14 protein-coding genes are annotated in these 16,618 nt (G+C 33.0%); 10 read left to right on the top strand and 4 right to left on the bottom strand.

Annotated features, from left to right (window positions below; translation table 11 throughout):
* Positions 1-255: 255 nt before the first annotated feature.
* The 3 genes from J3U24_RS00200 (at position 256) to J3U24_RS00190 (ending at position 3,447) form a co-directional block, all read left to right on the top strand.
* On the top strand, positions 256-1,080 hold the full coding sequence (locus J3U24_RS00200) for a MetQ/NlpA family ABC transporter substrate-binding protein (RefSeq protein ID WP_220226059.1): 825 nt from the start codon (positions 256-258) through the stop codon (positions 1,078-1,080).
* Between the two features lie 172 nt (positions 1,081-1,252).
* On the top strand, positions 1,253-2,215 hold the full coding sequence (locus J3U24_RS00195; protein WP_267336829.1) for a hypothetical protein: 963 nt from the start codon (positions 1,253-1,255) through the stop codon (positions 2,213-2,215).
* A 332-nt stretch (positions 2,216-2,547) separates the two neighbouring features.
* Entirely contained in the window at positions 2,548-3,447 is a 900-nt protein-coding gene (locus J3U24_RS00190; protein WP_220226057.1) for an endonuclease/exonuclease/phosphatase family protein, read from the top strand.
* A gap of 75 nt (positions 3,448-3,522) precedes the next feature.
* On the opposite strand, the gene cmoB is transcribed toward J3U24_RS00190, so the two are convergent.
* A complete protein-coding gene (gene cmoB / locus J3U24_RS00185) occupies positions 3,523-4,491 on the bottom strand; it encodes a tRNA 5-methoxyuridine(34)/uridine 5-oxyacetic acid(34) synthase CmoB (protein ID WP_267336828.1) in 969 nt (322 codons plus the stop codon).
* Between the two features lie 34 nt (positions 4,492-4,525).
* A complete protein-coding gene (cmoA, locus tag J3U24_RS00180) occupies positions 4,526-5,296 on the bottom strand; it encodes a carboxy-S-adenosyl-L-methionine synthase CmoA (RefSeq protein WP_065734141.1) in 771 nt (256 codons plus the stop codon).
* Positions 5,297-5,328: 32 nt separating this feature from the next.
* Between cmoA and J3U24_RS00175 the strand changes: the two genes are divergently transcribed.
* Both J3U24_RS00175 and rnd read left to right on the top strand, forming a co-directional pair.
* Positions 5,329-6,480, top strand: a complete 1,152-nt coding sequence (locus tag J3U24_RS00175) for a metallophosphoesterase (RefSeq protein WP_267330344.1) — start codon at positions 5,329-5,331, stop codon at positions 6,478-6,480.
* Between the two features lie 14 nt (positions 6,481-6,494).
* Positions 6,495-7,583, top strand: a complete 1,089-nt coding sequence (rnd, locus tag J3U24_RS00170; protein WP_267336827.1) for a ribonuclease D — start codon at positions 6,495-6,497, stop codon at positions 7,581-7,583.
* A gap of 40 nt (positions 7,584-7,623) precedes the next feature.
* Here rnd and J3U24_RS00165 read toward each other — a convergent pair whose 3' ends face one another.
* Complete coding sequence (locus J3U24_RS00165) at positions 7,624-8,316, bottom strand: 5'-methylthioadenosine/adenosylhomocysteine nucleosidase (RefSeq protein WP_065734138.1); 693 nt, start codon at positions 8,314-8,316, stop codon at positions 7,624-7,626.
* Positions 8,317-8,418: 102 nt separating this feature from the next.
* Between J3U24_RS00165 and J3U24_RS00160 the strand changes: the two genes are divergently transcribed.
* Positions 8,419-9,189: an SDR family oxidoreductase gene (locus J3U24_RS00160; RefSeq protein WP_267336825.1), complete on the top strand. Its 771-nt coding sequence runs from the start codon at positions 8,419-8,421 to the stop codon at positions 9,187-9,189.
* A gap of 27 nt (positions 9,190-9,216) precedes the next feature.
* Positions 9,217-10,086, top strand: coding sequence for a co-chaperone YbbN (locus J3U24_RS00155; protein WP_267336824.1), 870 nt, complete (start codon positions 9,217-9,219; stop codon positions 10,084-10,086).
* Positions 10,087-10,255: 169 nt separating this feature from the next.
* Here the strand turns inward: J3U24_RS00155 and map are convergent, their stop codons facing one another.
* Positions 10,256-11,044, bottom strand: a complete 789-nt coding sequence (gene map / locus J3U24_RS00150) for a type I methionyl aminopeptidase (protein WP_267330348.1) — start codon at positions 11,042-11,044, stop codon at positions 10,256-10,258.
* A 208-nt stretch (positions 11,045-11,252) separates the two neighbouring features.
* On the opposite strand from map, the gene rlmC reads away from it, so the two are divergent.
* The 3 genes from rlmC (at position 11,253) to J3U24_RS00135 (ending at position 16,614) form a co-directional block, all read left to right on the top strand.
* Positions 11,253-12,395, top strand: coding sequence for a 23S rRNA (uracil(747)-C(5))-methyltransferase RlmC (rlmC, locus tag J3U24_RS00145; protein WP_267330349.1), 1,143 nt, complete (start codon positions 11,253-11,255; stop codon positions 12,393-12,395).
* A gap of 274 nt (positions 12,396-12,669) precedes the next feature.
* Positions 12,670-14,865, top strand: coding sequence for a TonB-dependent hemoglobin/transferrin/lactoferrin family receptor (locus tag J3U24_RS00140; RefSeq protein WP_267336823.1), 2,196 nt, complete (start codon positions 12,670-12,672; stop codon positions 14,863-14,865).
* Between the two features lie 90 nt (positions 14,866-14,955).
* On the top strand, positions 14,956-16,614 hold the full coding sequence (locus J3U24_RS00135; RefSeq protein WP_267336822.1) for an ABC transporter ATP-binding protein/permease: 1,659 nt from the start codon (positions 14,956-14,958) through the stop codon (positions 16,612-16,614).
* Positions 16,615-16,618: the final 4 nt, after the last annotated feature.

The following is a 16,618-nucleotide window of genomic DNA, read 5'->3' as shown; positions in this document are numbered from 1 at the left end:
AATCCTAAGGATACCATTATTTTTTTAATATAATAAGGACATTGAACTAAAAAGCTTAATAATATTAAGGATACTAGTTTAACTAATTTATTGATATCCTATTTTCTTAGCGATATTTTAATCTTATTTCACATATTTCCAATTTGAATATAGATATAATTTTTTCGTATTATCCCAATAGTTATTCACCGTCTATAATGACTCAATAGTCGTATCAGAATATGTTCGACTAATTTATCTTAATAGGGAGTGATAATGAAAAAATATATTTACTTGTTTATATTATTAGGATTTACATTAATTGGCTGTGACAACAAGTCTGATTCAGCTAAAAACAATCAACAAGAGAAGAAAGAAATCGTAGTTGGTTTGCCGCCAAGTATGCATAATATAATGATGGAAAAAGTCGTAAAACCTGCTTTAGAACAAGAAGGTTATAAAGTTAAGATGGTAAATTTCAGTTCATTAAGGGATTCAAATACCGCTTTAGTTGAAGGAAGTATCGATCTCAATGCCGCTCAACATCAATCTTATTTAGATGTATATAATAAAGAAACTAAGAGTGATCTTGTTTCTTTAGTTCATATTCCTTCAATATCCGCGGCGCTTTTTTCACAAAAACATCATTCAATAAATGAAATTGCTGATGGACAGACAATTCTTATTCCAAATGACCCATCAAATAAAGCTCGTTCATTACAATTATTACAAAGTTTGAATTGGATCACCTTAAAACCTGAAAGTGAAGCAGGAACGTTAGATTTAAATGATATTGCAGAAAATAAGTATAATTTAAAATTTAAAGCAATATTATCTGAAATTATTCCTAGAACCCTTAATGAAGTTGATTATGCCATAATGCCTGGGGGAATAGCATGGTTAAGTCATATTCCTGCAGATAATGTTTTAGTTCAAGAAAAGTTAACTCCGAATCTTGAATTAATGGTCGTAGTTAAGAAAGAAAACTTAAATACCAAATGGGCGCAAGATGTAAAAAAACTTTATCAATCAGATCAGCTTAGAAAATTTATTAATGAAGATCCTGACGCTAAAGGTCGCTTTATTTGGCCACAGCAGTAAATCTTTCCAAGATATCCTAATTACTATTAGGATATTTTTCATATTTTATATAACTGCTTTCAAACTTTGATTTGATCAAAAACTATTTTGTAAAGCAATTTAAAGATAAATAATTCATTTATTTTGATTTTTCACCATGATAAAATTGTTATCTCCCCAATTATGAATATAAATGAATGTGATGAAAAAAATTCAATTACCCATTTTAATTGTCTGTGGCGTTATGCTTTGTAGCTGTTCCGATGAACCTAAGTCAGTTGTTCGTATGATTGATAATCCCACTGATAATGAAATTGTAGTAGCCATTGATGGTAAAGAACTCGCTATTCCGGCTAACTCTAACACTACCTATACTTTTGAATATGGTAAGCATAATTTAGCTTATAACAATGAGTCGCTCGATTTTATCGTTAAACCAGCTAGGTTTCCTAATGATGGTTTTATTAATCCTACACAAAGCAACTATATGTTTCATACCTATATCTACGCTACTGAAAATACCAGTGACGAAGATTATGATAAGTTATATGAAAAATCTTTACGAAAAGTCTCCATTATTATAAATGGTGTAGAAGAAGAAGTTGAACTACCTGTTAAAGTGATAAATGATGTTTTTATCGAAAGGGAAGATAATACTTGGGACTATTCAATCAACCAGGAAGCCCCTAATGAACTTCCTAAAAAATTTAAAACCAAAAAAGATATCCAACTTCCTAGAATTAAAGTCTATCGTGAAAAAGATTATATCACCTTATTAAAAAATGAATTTTTTGAATCCAATGAAGATCCAGAGACAGGATTTGAAGTAAGTTTTCCTAATAAACCAGTAAAATTTGCTGAGATTGAGCAATACGTATTCCCTAAAATTAATTTGGGTGGAATTGAATGTGATGCTGGTAAAAAATATTTAGCAGACACATTAGATAATTGGAAACAACTTTTCACTTTAAATGGTGATGACTTTGCTAGTAAGTATAAAAAATTAGGTGGAGAGGAAGGCATAAATTCTTTAAGAAAATCTGATGAACTTTGTCCTAAAGAAATAGATCCAAATATGACTTATTACCAAGCATATGGCCCATTTGAAAAATTTTTAAATTTTACCCAAGATACTAATATCTATATTATCAAATAAATTTTAGTCATTGTGTAATTTATCACTACAATAATTATAAAAGGCATAATATTTTTATTATGCCTTTTATTTTATCAATAACCGTTATTCTGAATTTATTGAATTGTATTTATATTATAAAAAAAGTTGAGGAGCGGGGTTTTTGAAGTTTCAAAATCGCAATTATCCAATCTTTATATTCACAGATCATGCTCCTTCCTTGAATAAAATTCGAATCGCACGAATTGTAGATAATAATATTGACCTAAATCACATAAATCATAAAAAGAATTTTGATTAAAATCGAATCAATATAATATTTATAGTGAGTTAATAAAATAAAGGAATATCTTATGAGTAAAACTAGATTGAAAATTGCAGCATTAATTGGTGGTATTATTTTTAGTGCTTCAAGTGCTTACGCATCAATTGATGATGTTAAGCAACTTAAAATCATCAGTTATAATGTTTATAACGGGATGAAGTTAGATGAGAGCGAAGGCAAGCAGAAATATATTGATTGGGCAAAAGCGCAAGATGCCGATATCATTGCCTGGCAAGAGATGAATTTCTTTACTCGAGAAAAACTTGAAAAATTTGCAGCCAGTTATGGTCACAAATACGCTGTTCTGTTAAAAGAGTCACCAGATGATCCTGCTTTTTTCCCAGTTGCCATTACCTCAAAATATCCTATCGTAAATGTGAATAAAGTGGTCGATAATTTATGGCATGGAGCGCTGTTTGCAGATGTTGGTAATTATCATTTTGTGATAACCCATATGAACCCGTTTTGGACGGCTAAGCGTATCGATGAAATTAATTTGATTATAGATTCAATTAAATACAGTCGTGATCCTAATGGTAAATGGATAATCGCGGGGGATTTGAATTCATTCTCTCCAGCAGATAAACCTGATTATGATAAAAGCACGCTTTTAGAAGATATAAAAGAAAAACAGAAGAAAAGACCAATTCTTGATAATCTGGTAAATGGCCAATTAAGCTATACCGTTCAACAAAATCTACTTGATGCGGGTTATATTGATGCATTAAAGATAAAACACAAAGAATTTATCTCAACCGCACCAACTAAAGTCTTTTATGATCAAGCATCAGTACCATTACGTTATGATTATATCTATGTCTCACCACCACTTAAAGATAACGTGATTGATGTTAAGGTACTCAAAGATGATTTTACTGATAAGTATTCAGATCACTACCCAGTTCAAATGATTATAAAGAATAATTAATATCATCTATAGAATTAAGAATAAAACGGGCATAAGCCCGTTTTTTATGTTAATTAATACGATAAGCTCATTGCACTATTTTCGGGCAACAAACACCGCTCGTATTGGAGCAGGGTAACCTTCAATCGTTTTGTTCAAATTGTTCGGATCAAGAAACTCAGCTAATGAGTCAGATTCCATCCAGTCTGTTTTGCGCTGTTCATCTAAACTGGTTTTCGATATATCAACCATTTTTATCTCTTTAAAACCACATTTATGTAGCCAATTTATCATGGTGGGGACAGATGGGATGAAATAGACATTTCGCATTTGAGCATAACGTTCACCTGGCATTAATGCTTGGTGTTCGACTCCCTCAATAACCAGGGTTTCAAGCACTAATTGTCCACCATCAACTAATTGATCTTTCAATTGGTAAAGATGATCAAGTGGCGAACGGCGATGATATAATACGCCCATTGAAAAAACCGTATCAAATGCATTTAATTTTGGCAGTTCCTCAATTCCTAAGGGTAGTAAGTGAGCTCGTTGATCATTACCTAATAGTTTTCTTACTGCTTCAAATTGGCATAAATAAAGCGCCATTGGATCAATACCAACGGCAAGTTTAGCTCCTGCGCCAACCATTCGCCACAAGTGATAACCACTATTACAACCAACATCGAGAACTGTTTTGCCCACTAAATTTTCAATGTGATTAATTAGTCGTTCCCATTTCCAATCAGAACGCCATTCTGTATCAATATCCACACCATAAAGATGAAAAGGGCCTTTACGCCATGGCATCATGGTTTTCAATAATTGGGTGATTCTTTGCTGTTCCCCTGAAGATAACGGTTGCTCAGTTTTAGCCGTTACGCTGTGTAAGAAGTCGATTTGAAAAGGGATAATTGCTGGCAAGTGTTTAATGCTATTTAACCATTGGCTAAAACGGTTATCTAAATTTTGCTTTTGCCAATTAGCTAGTTGTGCTGGTAATACTTCAAGCCAATTTTTAAGCTTATTTTTTGCGATAATTTGGTAAAAATCACCAAAATCAATCATTCGTTATTCCTTTGTAATTGGGTTAAATCTGATGTTATTTTATAGCAATGATGGAACCGAAATTAAAACATTGAAACCAGGTATCGACATGTTTAAATCCTGCTTTAGCAAGACGCTGTTTATGGGTTTCAATAGTATCGGTAAGCATAACGTTTTCAAGCATATTCCGTTTTTGGCTAATCTCTAGTTCACTGTAACCATTCGCTCGTTTGAAGTCATGGTGCATGTTAAATAATAATTCATCAACACTCTTATCATTAAAACTAAATTTTTCAGATAGCACTAATATGCCATTAGGGATTAATGCTTGGTAGATATTATTTAAAACACGTTGACGATTGTCTGGCGTTAGAAATTGCAAGGTAAAATTTAGGACAACCATTGAAGCATTTTGCATATTAATATTGCAAATATCTTCACATATAACATCAACAGGTGTAGTTGATTTATAGGCATCAAGGTGTTTTTTACATCGTTCTACCATTGGTAATGAATTATCAACGGCAATGATATGGCAATTTTCTTGTTTGATATTCCGACGAATTGCAAGTGATGCAGCGCCTAGCGAGCATCCCAAATCATATATCATTGAATTGGGTTGAACAAATCTTTCAGCCAACATGCCTATCATTGAGATTATATTCGAATAACCAGGAACAGAGCGTTGCACCATATCGGGAAAGACTTCGGCAACTTTTTCATCAAAAGTCCAATCGCCTAATTTATCAATTGGTGTTGAAAATAACTGATCTTTTTTGCTATTCATAAAAGTTATTGGTGCTATAGGGTCTAATTCTGTTATCATACCATTTTTTGCTTTCGATTGTTCGGATAATTATGACATTTGTTGATTTTATAGCCATTTTTGCAACGATTGTTATTAGTGTGTTTGTTACATTCTATTTTGGTAAACGTTGGCAGTTTTGGTTTAATTTGAATTTAACAGGTTACTTTCGAATTATTTATTGGGTCACTGTCTGTTTTGCCGGATTATCATTAATTTTTGCTAGATTATTAGATGGTTTTATACCTTCATATATACATCTTTCTTTAATCTCCATTTCTGGATTGATGATTTGTAGCGTTTTTATAGCTACTATTTTTGATATCACTTATTGGTTTAGTAAAAAAAGATTAAAACCCAATCTATGGATTAAGGTTAGCTTTATTATTGCTGTTGCAGCGCTGTTTTGTTTTGGGCATGAAATGGCGATAAATCCTCAAATTGTCCATTATAAAGTTGAAATTAATAAACCTGCCCATGTTGAGCATTTAAGAATTGTTCAACTTTCAGATATTCATATCAATGAACATACGTCTACCAAAATGATTCGAGAAATGGTCGAAAAGGTAAACGCTTTGGAACCTGATTTTATTGTGATAACGGGGGATACACTGGATAAAAGTTTAAAGCCTTTTTTAGAAGATGGCTTTGATAAGCAGTTTCAACAATTAAAACCCAAATATGGTAGCTATATTATTTTTGGTAATCATGAATATTTAGGAATTAATGACGCTAATAATCGTGAAGATGATATTATTAATGCCTTCAAAAAAGCAAATTTGAAAGTCTTAAAAGATGACATAGTCTATCTTGATGAAGTTGGTATAACATTGATAGGGCGGGATGATTTTTCTTCATCTCGGTATGATATTAAGCGTGCTTCATTATCTGATTTAATCCTGTTTACTGATACCGAGAAACCTATAATCTTGTTAGATCATCAACCAAGAAATATTGATGAAGCCGCTGAACAAAATGTAGATTTGATGCTATCTGGACATACACATGGTGGGCAAATTTTCCCGGTTAATATTTTAGTCGCCATGATGTATAAAAATGCTAAGGGAATTTATCAAGATACTAATCATCATTTTACCAGTATCGTGAGTAGTGGTTATGGGTTTGGCGGGCCGCCAATACGATTAATGACACGTTCTGAAATTGTTGTAATAGATGTATCATTTGCAAAAAAATCGACCTCTTAAATAGGATTCATATTTTGAGTTATCAATATATTACTACTGATGAAGAATTATCTAGTTATTGTTTAAAAATTGCGAACAGCAATGCAATCGCATTAGATACGGAATTTGTTCGCACGCGAACATTTTATCCTCAATTAGGACTTATTCAGGTTTTTGATGGTAAACATGCAGCATTAATTGATCCAGTTAATATTAACAATTGGCAGGATTTTTTAGCTATTTTAGCCAATCCCACAATTGAAAAATATTTTCACTCTTGTAGTGAGGATATTGATGTATTTCTTTCTACATTTAACTGTGTACCCACTCCAATTATAGATAGCCAAATTTTGGCATCATTCTTAGATAATCCTGTTAGCAGTGGCTATGCTAGTTTAGTTAATAAATACCTAGGCATTGAATTAGATAAAAGCGAAACTCGAACAGATTGGTTAAAACGTCCTTTGACTGAAAAACAATGTGAATATGCGATTAATGATGTGATATATCTCTTCCAATTAATGGAAATTCTAAAAGCTAAACTCACAACTAATCATTATTTAGATGCAGCTTATCAAGAATGTCAAAGTGCGATTGCCCGTAAATGCAAGCCGTTTGATCCTAAAGATGCTTACCTAAATATCGGAAATAGCTGGCAATTAAAAGGTGACAGCTTAGGACAATTGGCTAAGTTAGCATTATGGCGATACCAATTAGCCAAATCTGAAAATATTGCATTAAATTTTGTTATACATGAAGCTGTTTTATTTAAGATTGCCCGTTTCCAACCTTCGTCGTTAGCTGAACTTGATAAATTAGGAATGAAAGGGAAAGAAGTTCGGCTATATGGTCCAACCATTTTGGAAATATTGCAGGAACCTATACCGAATATTCCACCAATTAAACGAATGAATAGTTATCCAAATTACAAAGAAACTTCTGATTTATTAAAGCAAATCACTGAAAATATTTCATCACAGACTGGACTTAGCCGTGAATTAATTATATCAAAACGGTTAATCAATCAATATATAAAATGGAAAATAGATAAAAACGAAAGTATGCCTGAAATATTATCTGGGTGGAGAAAACCACTATTTGAACAATATGGCTTATTAAATTGATCAATATCTAGGGTGTCAAATGAAATTGACACCACGTTATTTAAGCAAGTTCACTTAGCATCGATTCAACAATTTTAGATGATTGAGCTGCGGCTAACTTTAAAAAGGATTGAAAATCAATTGCTGATTCATTATCCCCATTGTCTGAAATCGCTCTAACCACTACAAAAGGAACTTTAAATAACCAACAAACATGGCCGATCGCAGCAGCTTCCATTTCAACGGCAATTGCGTCAGGATAAGTTTGCTTAATTCGTTCTAGATTACTTTTTCCATTAATAAAAGCGTCTCCACTACCGATTGAACCAGCCACGGCATTGACACCATGTTTTTTGATACAAGCTTCGGCTAATGATCGATAGTTTTCATCAGCAGGAAACGAAACAGGGCAACCAGACATTTGGCCCGGTTTATATCCAAAAGCAGTTAGATCCACATCATGATAAAAAACATCTTTTGATACAATAATATCACCGATACTGAGCTTAGTTGAAAGCCCACCAGCTGAGCCAGTGTTAATTACCGCATCAACTTGGTAATTATTTAAAAGCAGGGTAGTTCCTGATGCCGCAGCTACTTTACCGATACCTGATTGTAATAATACGATGTCGCAATTAGCAATCTTGCCAATGTGAAAATCACATCCTAAATGATGTTCTAATTGATAATCAGTAATTTGACTTTTTAATATTGCAACTTCTTCTTCCATTGCTGCGATAATAGCAATTTTCATAAGGACCTCTAGGTGTTTATTAGCCGTATATTTGTTTTAAATGTGCTATCATAATTGCCATAAGTGAACTTGACAATAAATGAATCATAACGGAGATAAAATTTGCGTACAATTTTTATAACAGGTTGCTCAAGCGGTATTGGCTTGATTTCAGCAATAGCATTAAAAAAGCGAGGTTATCGTGTTATTGCTTCTTGCCGTAAAGTTGAAGACCAAAAAAAATTAGTCGAGCAAGGTTTTGAAACCGTTCTTTTAGATTTAGATGATCCAGACTCTGTTACTCAAGCTGCACAAGAAGTTTTAACTTTATGTGAAGGAAAATTATATGCTTTATTTAATAATGCCGGATTTGGGGTATATGGTCGATTAAACACCATCAGTCGATCGCAGTTAGAATCACAGTTTTCAACAAACTTTTTTGGTGTACATCAATTAACTCAATTATTGTTACCGGCAATGCTAGATCAAAATGAAGGAAGAATCATTCAAACAAGCTCTATTGTTGGAATTGTTGCAACCCCAGGGAGAGGAGCTTATTCAGCCAGTAAATACGCCTTAGAAGCATGGTCTGATGTATTAAGGTTAGAATTAGCTAAAACGAATATAAAGGTTTGTTTAATCGAACCTGGTCCATTAAAAACCTATTTTTCAAATAATGTGAATCAAACCGAAAAAGAGAATATTGTAAAAAATCCACCAATTGCTAGACGTTTTACCTTAGCTCCCGAAGCTGTTTTACCCTGTCTTTATCATGCATTGGAGCACGATAAGCCAAAAATACGTTACAGGGTAACTAAAGTAACGAAGTTAGCAGCGATAGCTAAACGTTTGCTTCCCGACAGATTAATGGATAAAATTTTAGAAAATAAGTAATAAATTAAATTATTCATAGGATAAATTATGTCAAATCAATTTATTTTTGATGTTAACGAACAGAATATTCAAGAAATTGTCGAAAAATCGACAAATACTCCCGTGTTATTCTACTTTTGGTCACCAAGAAGTCCAAATCATCAAGAGATGACAAACACGCTAACAAAATTAGCGACAGAGCATCAAGGACAATTTATTTTAGCCAGCGTAAATTGTGATGAGCAACAAATGCTTGCAGCACAATTTGGTTTAAGAGCGATTCCAACAGTTTATATGTTCCAAAATGGGCAGCCAGTTGATGGTTTTCAAGGTCCACAAAGTGAAGATCAAATTAAAGCATTTTTAGCCAAAATCTTACCTAATGAAGATGAATTAAAACTTGTTGAAGCTCAAAAATTATTTAATGAAGGGGTATATGACCAAGCTTTACCTTTATTAAAACAAGCATGGACGACGCTAACTGATCACTTAGGCAAACCAAGATCAGATATCGCATTAATGTTAGCTAAAGCGCAAATTGAACAAAAGCAACTTAACGATGCTAAAGAAGTTTTAGCAACAATTCCGTTACAAGACCAAGATTCGGCTTTTCATGGATTACAAGCTGAGATTGAGTTACTTGAACAAGCGGCAAATTCACCAGAATTACAGCAGTTGCAAGCTGAATTGGCAAAACAGCCTGACAATATTGAATTAATGATCCAACTTTCATCACAATTGATGCAAGTAGGGCGACACGAAGAGGCTTTAGAGCTTCTATTCAAACCGTTAACAAAAGATCTAAATGCGGGAGATGGTCAAGTTAAGAAAACATTACTTGATCTGTTAGCTGCATTGGGTACTAATAACGCTTTAGCTAGTAGTTATCGTCGTAAGCTTTATACGCTATTATATTAAGAAATATTTAATTGATTTCTGGCGATGGTAATAGCTTGGCATTAATTCATAAAAAATTTTAAGAGCTTCTATCGAAACTTTGGAAAATTAAAAGATATCAAAAGAAAGTTGATAGATTAGAAGAATGAAATGAAGAGATTCAACAGTTTTGTTGAATCTCTTTTTTTATTTAATGTTCGATAATACGAGGAAAGTTTTCGTTACTACGAAGGGTTAAAACCTCAACCCCGTTATCGGTTACTAAAATAGTGTGCTCATATTGAGCTGAAAGTCCATGGTCTTTGGTTTTAACGGTCCAACCATCTTTCATTGTGCGTGTACGCCAATCGCCAGTATTTACCATCGGTTCAATCGTAAAAGTCATACCAGGTTTTAAAATTACGCCACCATCATCTGCATCATAATGTAATACTTGAGGTTCATCATGATATACCTCACCAATACCATGACCACAATATTCACGAACTGAAGAGAATCCAAATTTATCAACATATTTTTGAATAGCTTTACCGATTTCTCTCAATCGAATTCCTGGTTTTATGATTTTAATCGCTTCGTATAAGCTCTCTTGAGTAACTTGGCAAAGTTTTTCGCCAGCAACAGTGGGTTTACCTGCAATGTACATTTTTGAAGTATCCCCATGATAACCATCTTTGATCACAGTTACATCTATATTAAGAATATCACCATCTTTTAATTTTTTATCAAAACTTGGAATACCATGACATACCACGTCGTTAATGGATATACAACTTGTATGTTTGAATCCATGATAACCAATATTGGCAGGAATAGCTTTTTGTACATTTACAATATGTTCATAACAAATTTTATCGAGTTCACCAGTACTAATTCCTGGTTTAACATACGGCTCGATCATCTCTAAAACTTCAGCAGCTAATTTGCCTGCAATACGCATTTTTTCAATTTCGGCGGGAGTTTTTAACTTAATAGACATTAACGTGTTCCTGTAATTTTAATGGCAATATCCTATCATATACCGTTGTTTCTTTAAAGCATAGCGGTGGATAATTCCTCTTGATTAAAAGTTTAAATTTTACGAAAAAAAAGTTGAGGAACGGGGTTTTTGTGTATAAAAAATGAAAACTAATACAGCTTGAAACCGTTTAATTATATAATAAAACATTATAAAAAAAGGTTTCAATATGATGCAATGTAGCTATTATCAAGAAAAAAAATGTTTGTCTTGTCATAAAATTAATCAACCATATCATTCTCAATTAACTGAGAAACAAAGTCATTTGTTGGAGAAATTAGCTGATTTTAATCCTAACCAAGTTAACGATCCGTATGCGAGTCCTGAATCAGGGTTTCGTAATAAAGCTAAAATGGCAGTGCTGGGTACGGTTGAAAAACCAATTTTAGGCATTCAAAACGGTAATGATGCGATTGATTTGTGCGATTGCCCGCTTTATAGCTCGAACATGCAAAATATTCTAAAATTGGTTCGTACTTATATTCGTAAGCAAGGATTAGTTCCCTATAATATCAACAAGCGAAAAGGGGAGTTAAAATTCGTTATCATCACAGAAAGCATTATTGATAATAACAGCCATTTTATGCTGCGATTTGTATTGAAATCACATAAATTTGTAGAAAAAATTAAAAATAGTTACCACAACTTGCAAATAAATAACTTAGAAGTTGTTACTATCAACATCCAACCTAACCATGCAGCGATATTAGAGGGGGAAGAAGAACTGATTTTAACCGATAACCCTTTTTTAGCGTTCCAATTTAATCAGATACCTTTATATATTAAATCTAAAAGTTTCTTTCAAACAAATAGTTACATTGCAGAAAAACTCTATCAAACGGCTAGTGATTGGGTGGCAAACTTAAATGTTAACTCAATATGGGATCTATTTTGTGGAGTAGGTGGTTTTGGTTTGCATTGTATTGGTCATTCTAATAATGAAAAGATCCAATTGACTGGCATTGAAATTAGTTCTGATGCCATTGAGTGCGCAACAAAATCCGCTGAAAAACTTGGTTATGATAAACTCGATTTTAAATCGTTAGATGCCACTAAATATGTAAACAATGAACAAGGTATCCCTGATTTAGTCTTACTTAATCCTCCAAGACGCGGGGCTGGTAAATCACTCATTCAATACTTAGATAATATAAAACCGAAATATATATTATATTCAAGTTGTAACTTAGCATCTATGGTAGAAGATTTGCAGCTTTTAAGCGATTATCAAATGACTAAAGCCCAATTGTTCGACATGTTTCCGCACACTTCACACATGGAAGTTTTGGTTTTGTTGGAAAAATACAGATAGTTATTTACTGATTTAGGCTATTAATGACTAATATTTATATTAATAACTATTGGTCTAGATTTGCTTCTCTATTAAACCTCATTGATATTAATCGCTTATTTTAATATTTTAGCCTCTCGTATTAAAGCTAATGATAATCATTATCTAATATAAATGATAATTATTCTCATTGATCATATTTTTTATTTTTGCTAGATTAATTAGTAAAAAATGATAATTATCAAATATTGGGAATTAATTTGAGCAGTTTATTAATATAACTTTGTGGTGAAAAATGAAAATAAATAAAATCTTTTTAACCGTTTTGACTGCTTCAATCTCCTTCTCAGTATTTGCTGCTGATGATGAATTGGAAACTATGACGGTTACGGCTAGTAGACAAAAAAGAGCCAAATTAGCTATTCCAGAAACCGTTGATGTCATCTCTAGAAAGAATATAGATGATCATCAAATGTCAACAATGGAAGATTTAGTTAGATATTTACCGGGAATATCAGTTAATCGGCAAACTTCAGGGACCGACCCTTTTGGTAATTTAGGCAGTATTAGAATACGTGGTATGGCGGGTAACCGTATTCAAATGCAAGTTGACGGTTCAAGAGTGATTGAAAGTATCCAAGACGGCAATAGAAATTTTATTGATTTAGCAAATATAAAAGCTGTTGAAGTCATTCGTGGACCTGGCTCGGTATTATGGGGGGCAGATGCTGTTGGTGGGGTAGTTGCGTTTAAAACCATAGATCCGAGTGATTTACTTAAAGGTAAGTCTTATGCTGTTCGAGTAAGTGGCGGTTATGATAGTTTAAATAAACAAAATACCAAAACGAGTATGTTAGCGCTTGAATTGATGCCTAACTTAGAAGGATTGATCAGTTTTAGTCGAAGAGATTACCAAGAAACCAAGTTAACTAAAGCTAAAGCAAATGGCGGTATTTGGGGCTGTCCACGTGGCGCAGATGCTATTAAATGTAATAAATTAAATCCGTTGGATGCTAAAGCTGAAAATATGTTAACCAAATTGGTTTATCATAATGATACTCGAGAAACAAAGTTAGCATTTGAGAATTTCCGTTCTAATTCGTATGTAAAACAAATGTATGATTATGGATTACAAACCAATGGAACATTCAACGGGGATTATCGAAGAACACAAATTCAAACTCGTAAAAGGTTTGCGATTGATGATAGTTGGACTCCCGAAATAAGCTTTATCGATCAAATCAAGACCATGTTCTCTTACTCGCCGCAAGAACGTTATTTAAAATCGCATCGTCAACAAAAAGATCGAAGACAAACACCGATTTATACTTATACCACGAATGATTATAAAGAAAAGTTTTGGCAGTTGGATCTTCAGTTAAATTCAAACGTTGATTTTTTCAATACAACGCATGATTTAATTTATGGTTTTCAAGGGGATATTACCCGTAGCAATTATCGTAATGAGAGCACAAAAAATGGCGTAAAAACCATAGGTGGCGGATTTAATTTTGCTAACGCTAAAACGCAGCGTGCAGATATTTATCTTCAAGATGAATTTCACTTTATATCAGAAAATTTAAAAATTAAACCGGGTTTACGATATGCAACGTATAAAATTAAACCCAATACGGATAGCCATTATGCGGTGGTTAAAGGCAAAGAGCCTCGTGATTTGAGTTCACATCGCCTCATTCCGCAGTTAGGCATATTATATAACATCACTGATCAATACTCTGTTTATGCCCGTTATGCTGAAGGATTCAAAATGCCAACGGCTCAACAGCTTTATACCTCATTGCCTTCGGTAACGATGAATCTAATTCCTAACCCTAAACTAAAACCAGAAAAAGTGAAATCTTATGAGACCGGCATCAGAGGCGATTTTTCAGAAGGTTGGTTTAGTGTAGGCTTATTCAAAGCTGATTATAGCAACTATATCAAGAATTTCATTCGGGTTGGACCGAAGGATTATACCTACAAAAATTTATCCAATGTTAATCTATGGGGAATTGAAACATCGGGCGAGTGGCATTTTGCGCCAAATTGGACTTTGAATGCTTCAAGCTCATATCAATATGGAAAAAAACAAGATTCCCCCGGTGATAAAAGAACTTATTTTAATGAAGCCATGCCTCTGCAAGGTAATATCGGTTTGAAATGGAATGTTCCCGATTTTAATTTTGATACTGAAGTCGTCGGCACTTTTTCCAAAGCGGTATCTCACGTTTCTAGGGATAAATCCTCATCAGATGAAATATTTAAGCCAAGCGGTTATGCAGTCTATGATGCCTATTTAAATTGGCACCCTAGCAAAAATATTACTATTCGGGGATCGGTGTTAAATATATTTGACCGCCGTTATTTTAAATGGCCGATGTTTAGTAGTTATTATAAAAATCCACAAAATAATGTAAAAGTGACGAATCCTATCGAGCTTCAAACCGCACCGGGAAGAACTTTTGCAGTTAGTGCGGTTATTAATTTTTAATCATTAAAGTTAAAAACTTCTGTCAAATTGATAATTGGCAGAAGTTGATGTAGAAAAAAGGCAGTTTTGAGAGTATAAGTTGTGCAAACATTGAAAAATATAATCTTGCTTATGAAGCTTTGCTTCAAATCAAGACAAGGTAAATATGGTTATTGTTATGCTTTAATTATTATTTGTTTAAATATTATTTTAATTAAAATTAGTCTTGAAATGATTAATTGGAATAAAAACTTTTTTAATGCATTAGAAAAATATGACATGCAAGGCGTTATAACCCAATTAATCGTTTTTATGTTATTAACTATTTCGGGGGCAATAACTTACTTAATAATTGAATTTTTAAGAAAAACCTTAGTGATTACATGGCGCAAGGTTTTAAATGATTCGATACTTGATAAATGGCTGAATAACAAGGCATATTGGTATTTAAATCAAGACCAAATTGATAATCCTGATCAGCGTATTTCCGAAGACTGTCTGCTATTTATTGAGCGATTAACAAATGAAGGCTTTTCGCTGATTACTCAATGTATAGGCATGTTTTCCTATTTTATGCTTCTATGGAAAATTACCGATAATTTTGTTTTAAATTTTAGTCTATTCAATATTGATATAAGTATTTCTCATTATTTAATTTGGCTAGCACCTATCTATGTATTATTCACTTCTTGTATTGCCCACATGCTGGGGCGCCCCTTAAAAAACGTGTTAATTGAACAACAACACTTAGAGGCAAATTATCGCTTTGTCTTAACTCGATTTCGTGAATCGAAAGAGGCAATCGCGTTAGCGAATGGTGAAATAGTGGAGAAACAACAATTTGAACAGCATTTCAATCATATTATCAAAAATTGGTATTTATTAATCAAACGTCAACTTATTTTAGGCTGTTTTACACGGCCTTATTATTTAACGGTGTTAAGTGTGCCTATTTTCTTTTCTTTGCCTATCTATTTAATTGGTAAAGTTAGCTTAGGTTCTTTAATGCAAATTAGTAAATCATTTAGTAATGTTGTGACTAACTTGTCTTGGTTTATTTTCAATTATACTAAACTTGCCGAACTTATTGCATGTAGTTATCGTTTAACCCAGTTTTTTGAAAAAGCTAATCAAGCTGCTCATCAATATCAATCAGCTAGCCAATTAGAGATTAATCAAGATGCATTTTCGATTGAAGATTTAACTATAAAAAAACCGGATGGCACTGTTTTATTAACACTACCCAATCTTTATCTTAATAAAGGCGATTCGGTTGTTATATCCGGTGCATCGGGTATAGGTAAATCAACATTTTTCAAAGTAATTTCTGGCCTTCATCCCAATTTTGAGGGGATGATTAAAGTGCCAAAATTAAAGACATTATTTTTATCGCAAAATGCCTATTTTCCGGTTGGGGGATTAGCTCATGCAATAAGCTATCCGCAACCTTTGTTTGAAAAAGATTTAAGTTTGATTAAGCAACTTCTATTAAAAGTTGGTTTTTCTACAGAATTTATCGATAGAAATTTACTCAGTGATAATTTAAAAACACTTTCCGGTGGTGAAAAGCAACGACTAATGATTGCAAGAATTTTAATGCATAAACCTGATTGGATTTTTATGGATGAAACAACCAATGCGTTAGATAAGCAGTCAGAAAAACAATTGCTGAAATTGTTAAAGACAAACCTACCGACAAGTAGTTTTATTATAATTTCTCATACTGATATTTCGAACTATTTTGATAAATGCATCCAATTGAATTTATAACAAT

The organism is Gilliamella sp. B2785, assembly GCF_026537005.1.
Classification (GTDB): Bacteria; Pseudomonadota; Gammaproteobacteria; order Enterobacterales; family Orbaceae; genus Gilliamella; species Gilliamella apicola_E.
Note: the sequence above shows the minus strand (reverse complement) of the source record. Positions and strands in the feature narration are given on the sequence as shown.

Bases quoted from the DNA above. Each gene is read 5' to 3' on its own strand.
- J3U24_RS00140 (WP_267336823.1), top strand. From the start codon at position 12,670: ATGAAAATAAATAAAATCTTTTTAACCGTTTTGACTGCTTCAATCTCC.
- J3U24_RS00195 (WP_267336829.1), top strand. From the start codon at position 1,253: ATGAATGTGATGAAAAAAATTCAATTACCCATTTTAATTGTCTGTGGC.
- J3U24_RS00165 (WP_065734138.1), bottom strand. From the start codon at position 8,316: ATGAAAATTGCTATTATCGCAGCAATGGAAGAAGAAGTTGCAATATTA.
- J3U24_RS00190 (WP_220226057.1), top strand. From the start codon at position 2,548: ATGAGTAAAACTAGATTGAAAATTGCAGCATTAATTGGTGGTATTATT.
- J3U24_RS00155 (WP_267336824.1), top strand. From the start codon at position 9,217: ATGTCAAATCAATTTATTTTTGATGTTAACGAACAGAATATTCAAGAA.
- rlmC (WP_267330349.1), top strand. From the start codon at position 11,253: ATGATGCAATGTAGCTATTATCAAGAAAAAAAATGTTTGTCTTGTCAT.
- J3U24_RS00175 (WP_267330344.1), top strand. From the start codon at position 5,329: ATGACATTTGTTGATTTTATAGCCATTTTTGCAACGATTGTTATTAGT.
- cmoB (WP_267336828.1), bottom strand. From the start codon at position 4,491: ATGATTGATTTTGGTGATTTTTACCAAATTATCGCAAAAAATAAGCTT.
- cmoA (WP_065734141.1), bottom strand. From the start codon at position 5,296: ATGATAACAGAATTAGACCCTATAGCACCAATAACTTTTATGAATAGC.
- J3U24_RS00200 (WP_220226059.1), top strand. From the start codon at position 256: ATGAAAAAATATATTTACTTGTTTATATTATTAGGATTTACATTAATT.
- map (WP_267330348.1), bottom strand. From the start codon at position 11,044: ATGTCTATTAAGTTAAAAACTCCCGCCGAAATTGAAAAAATGCGTATT.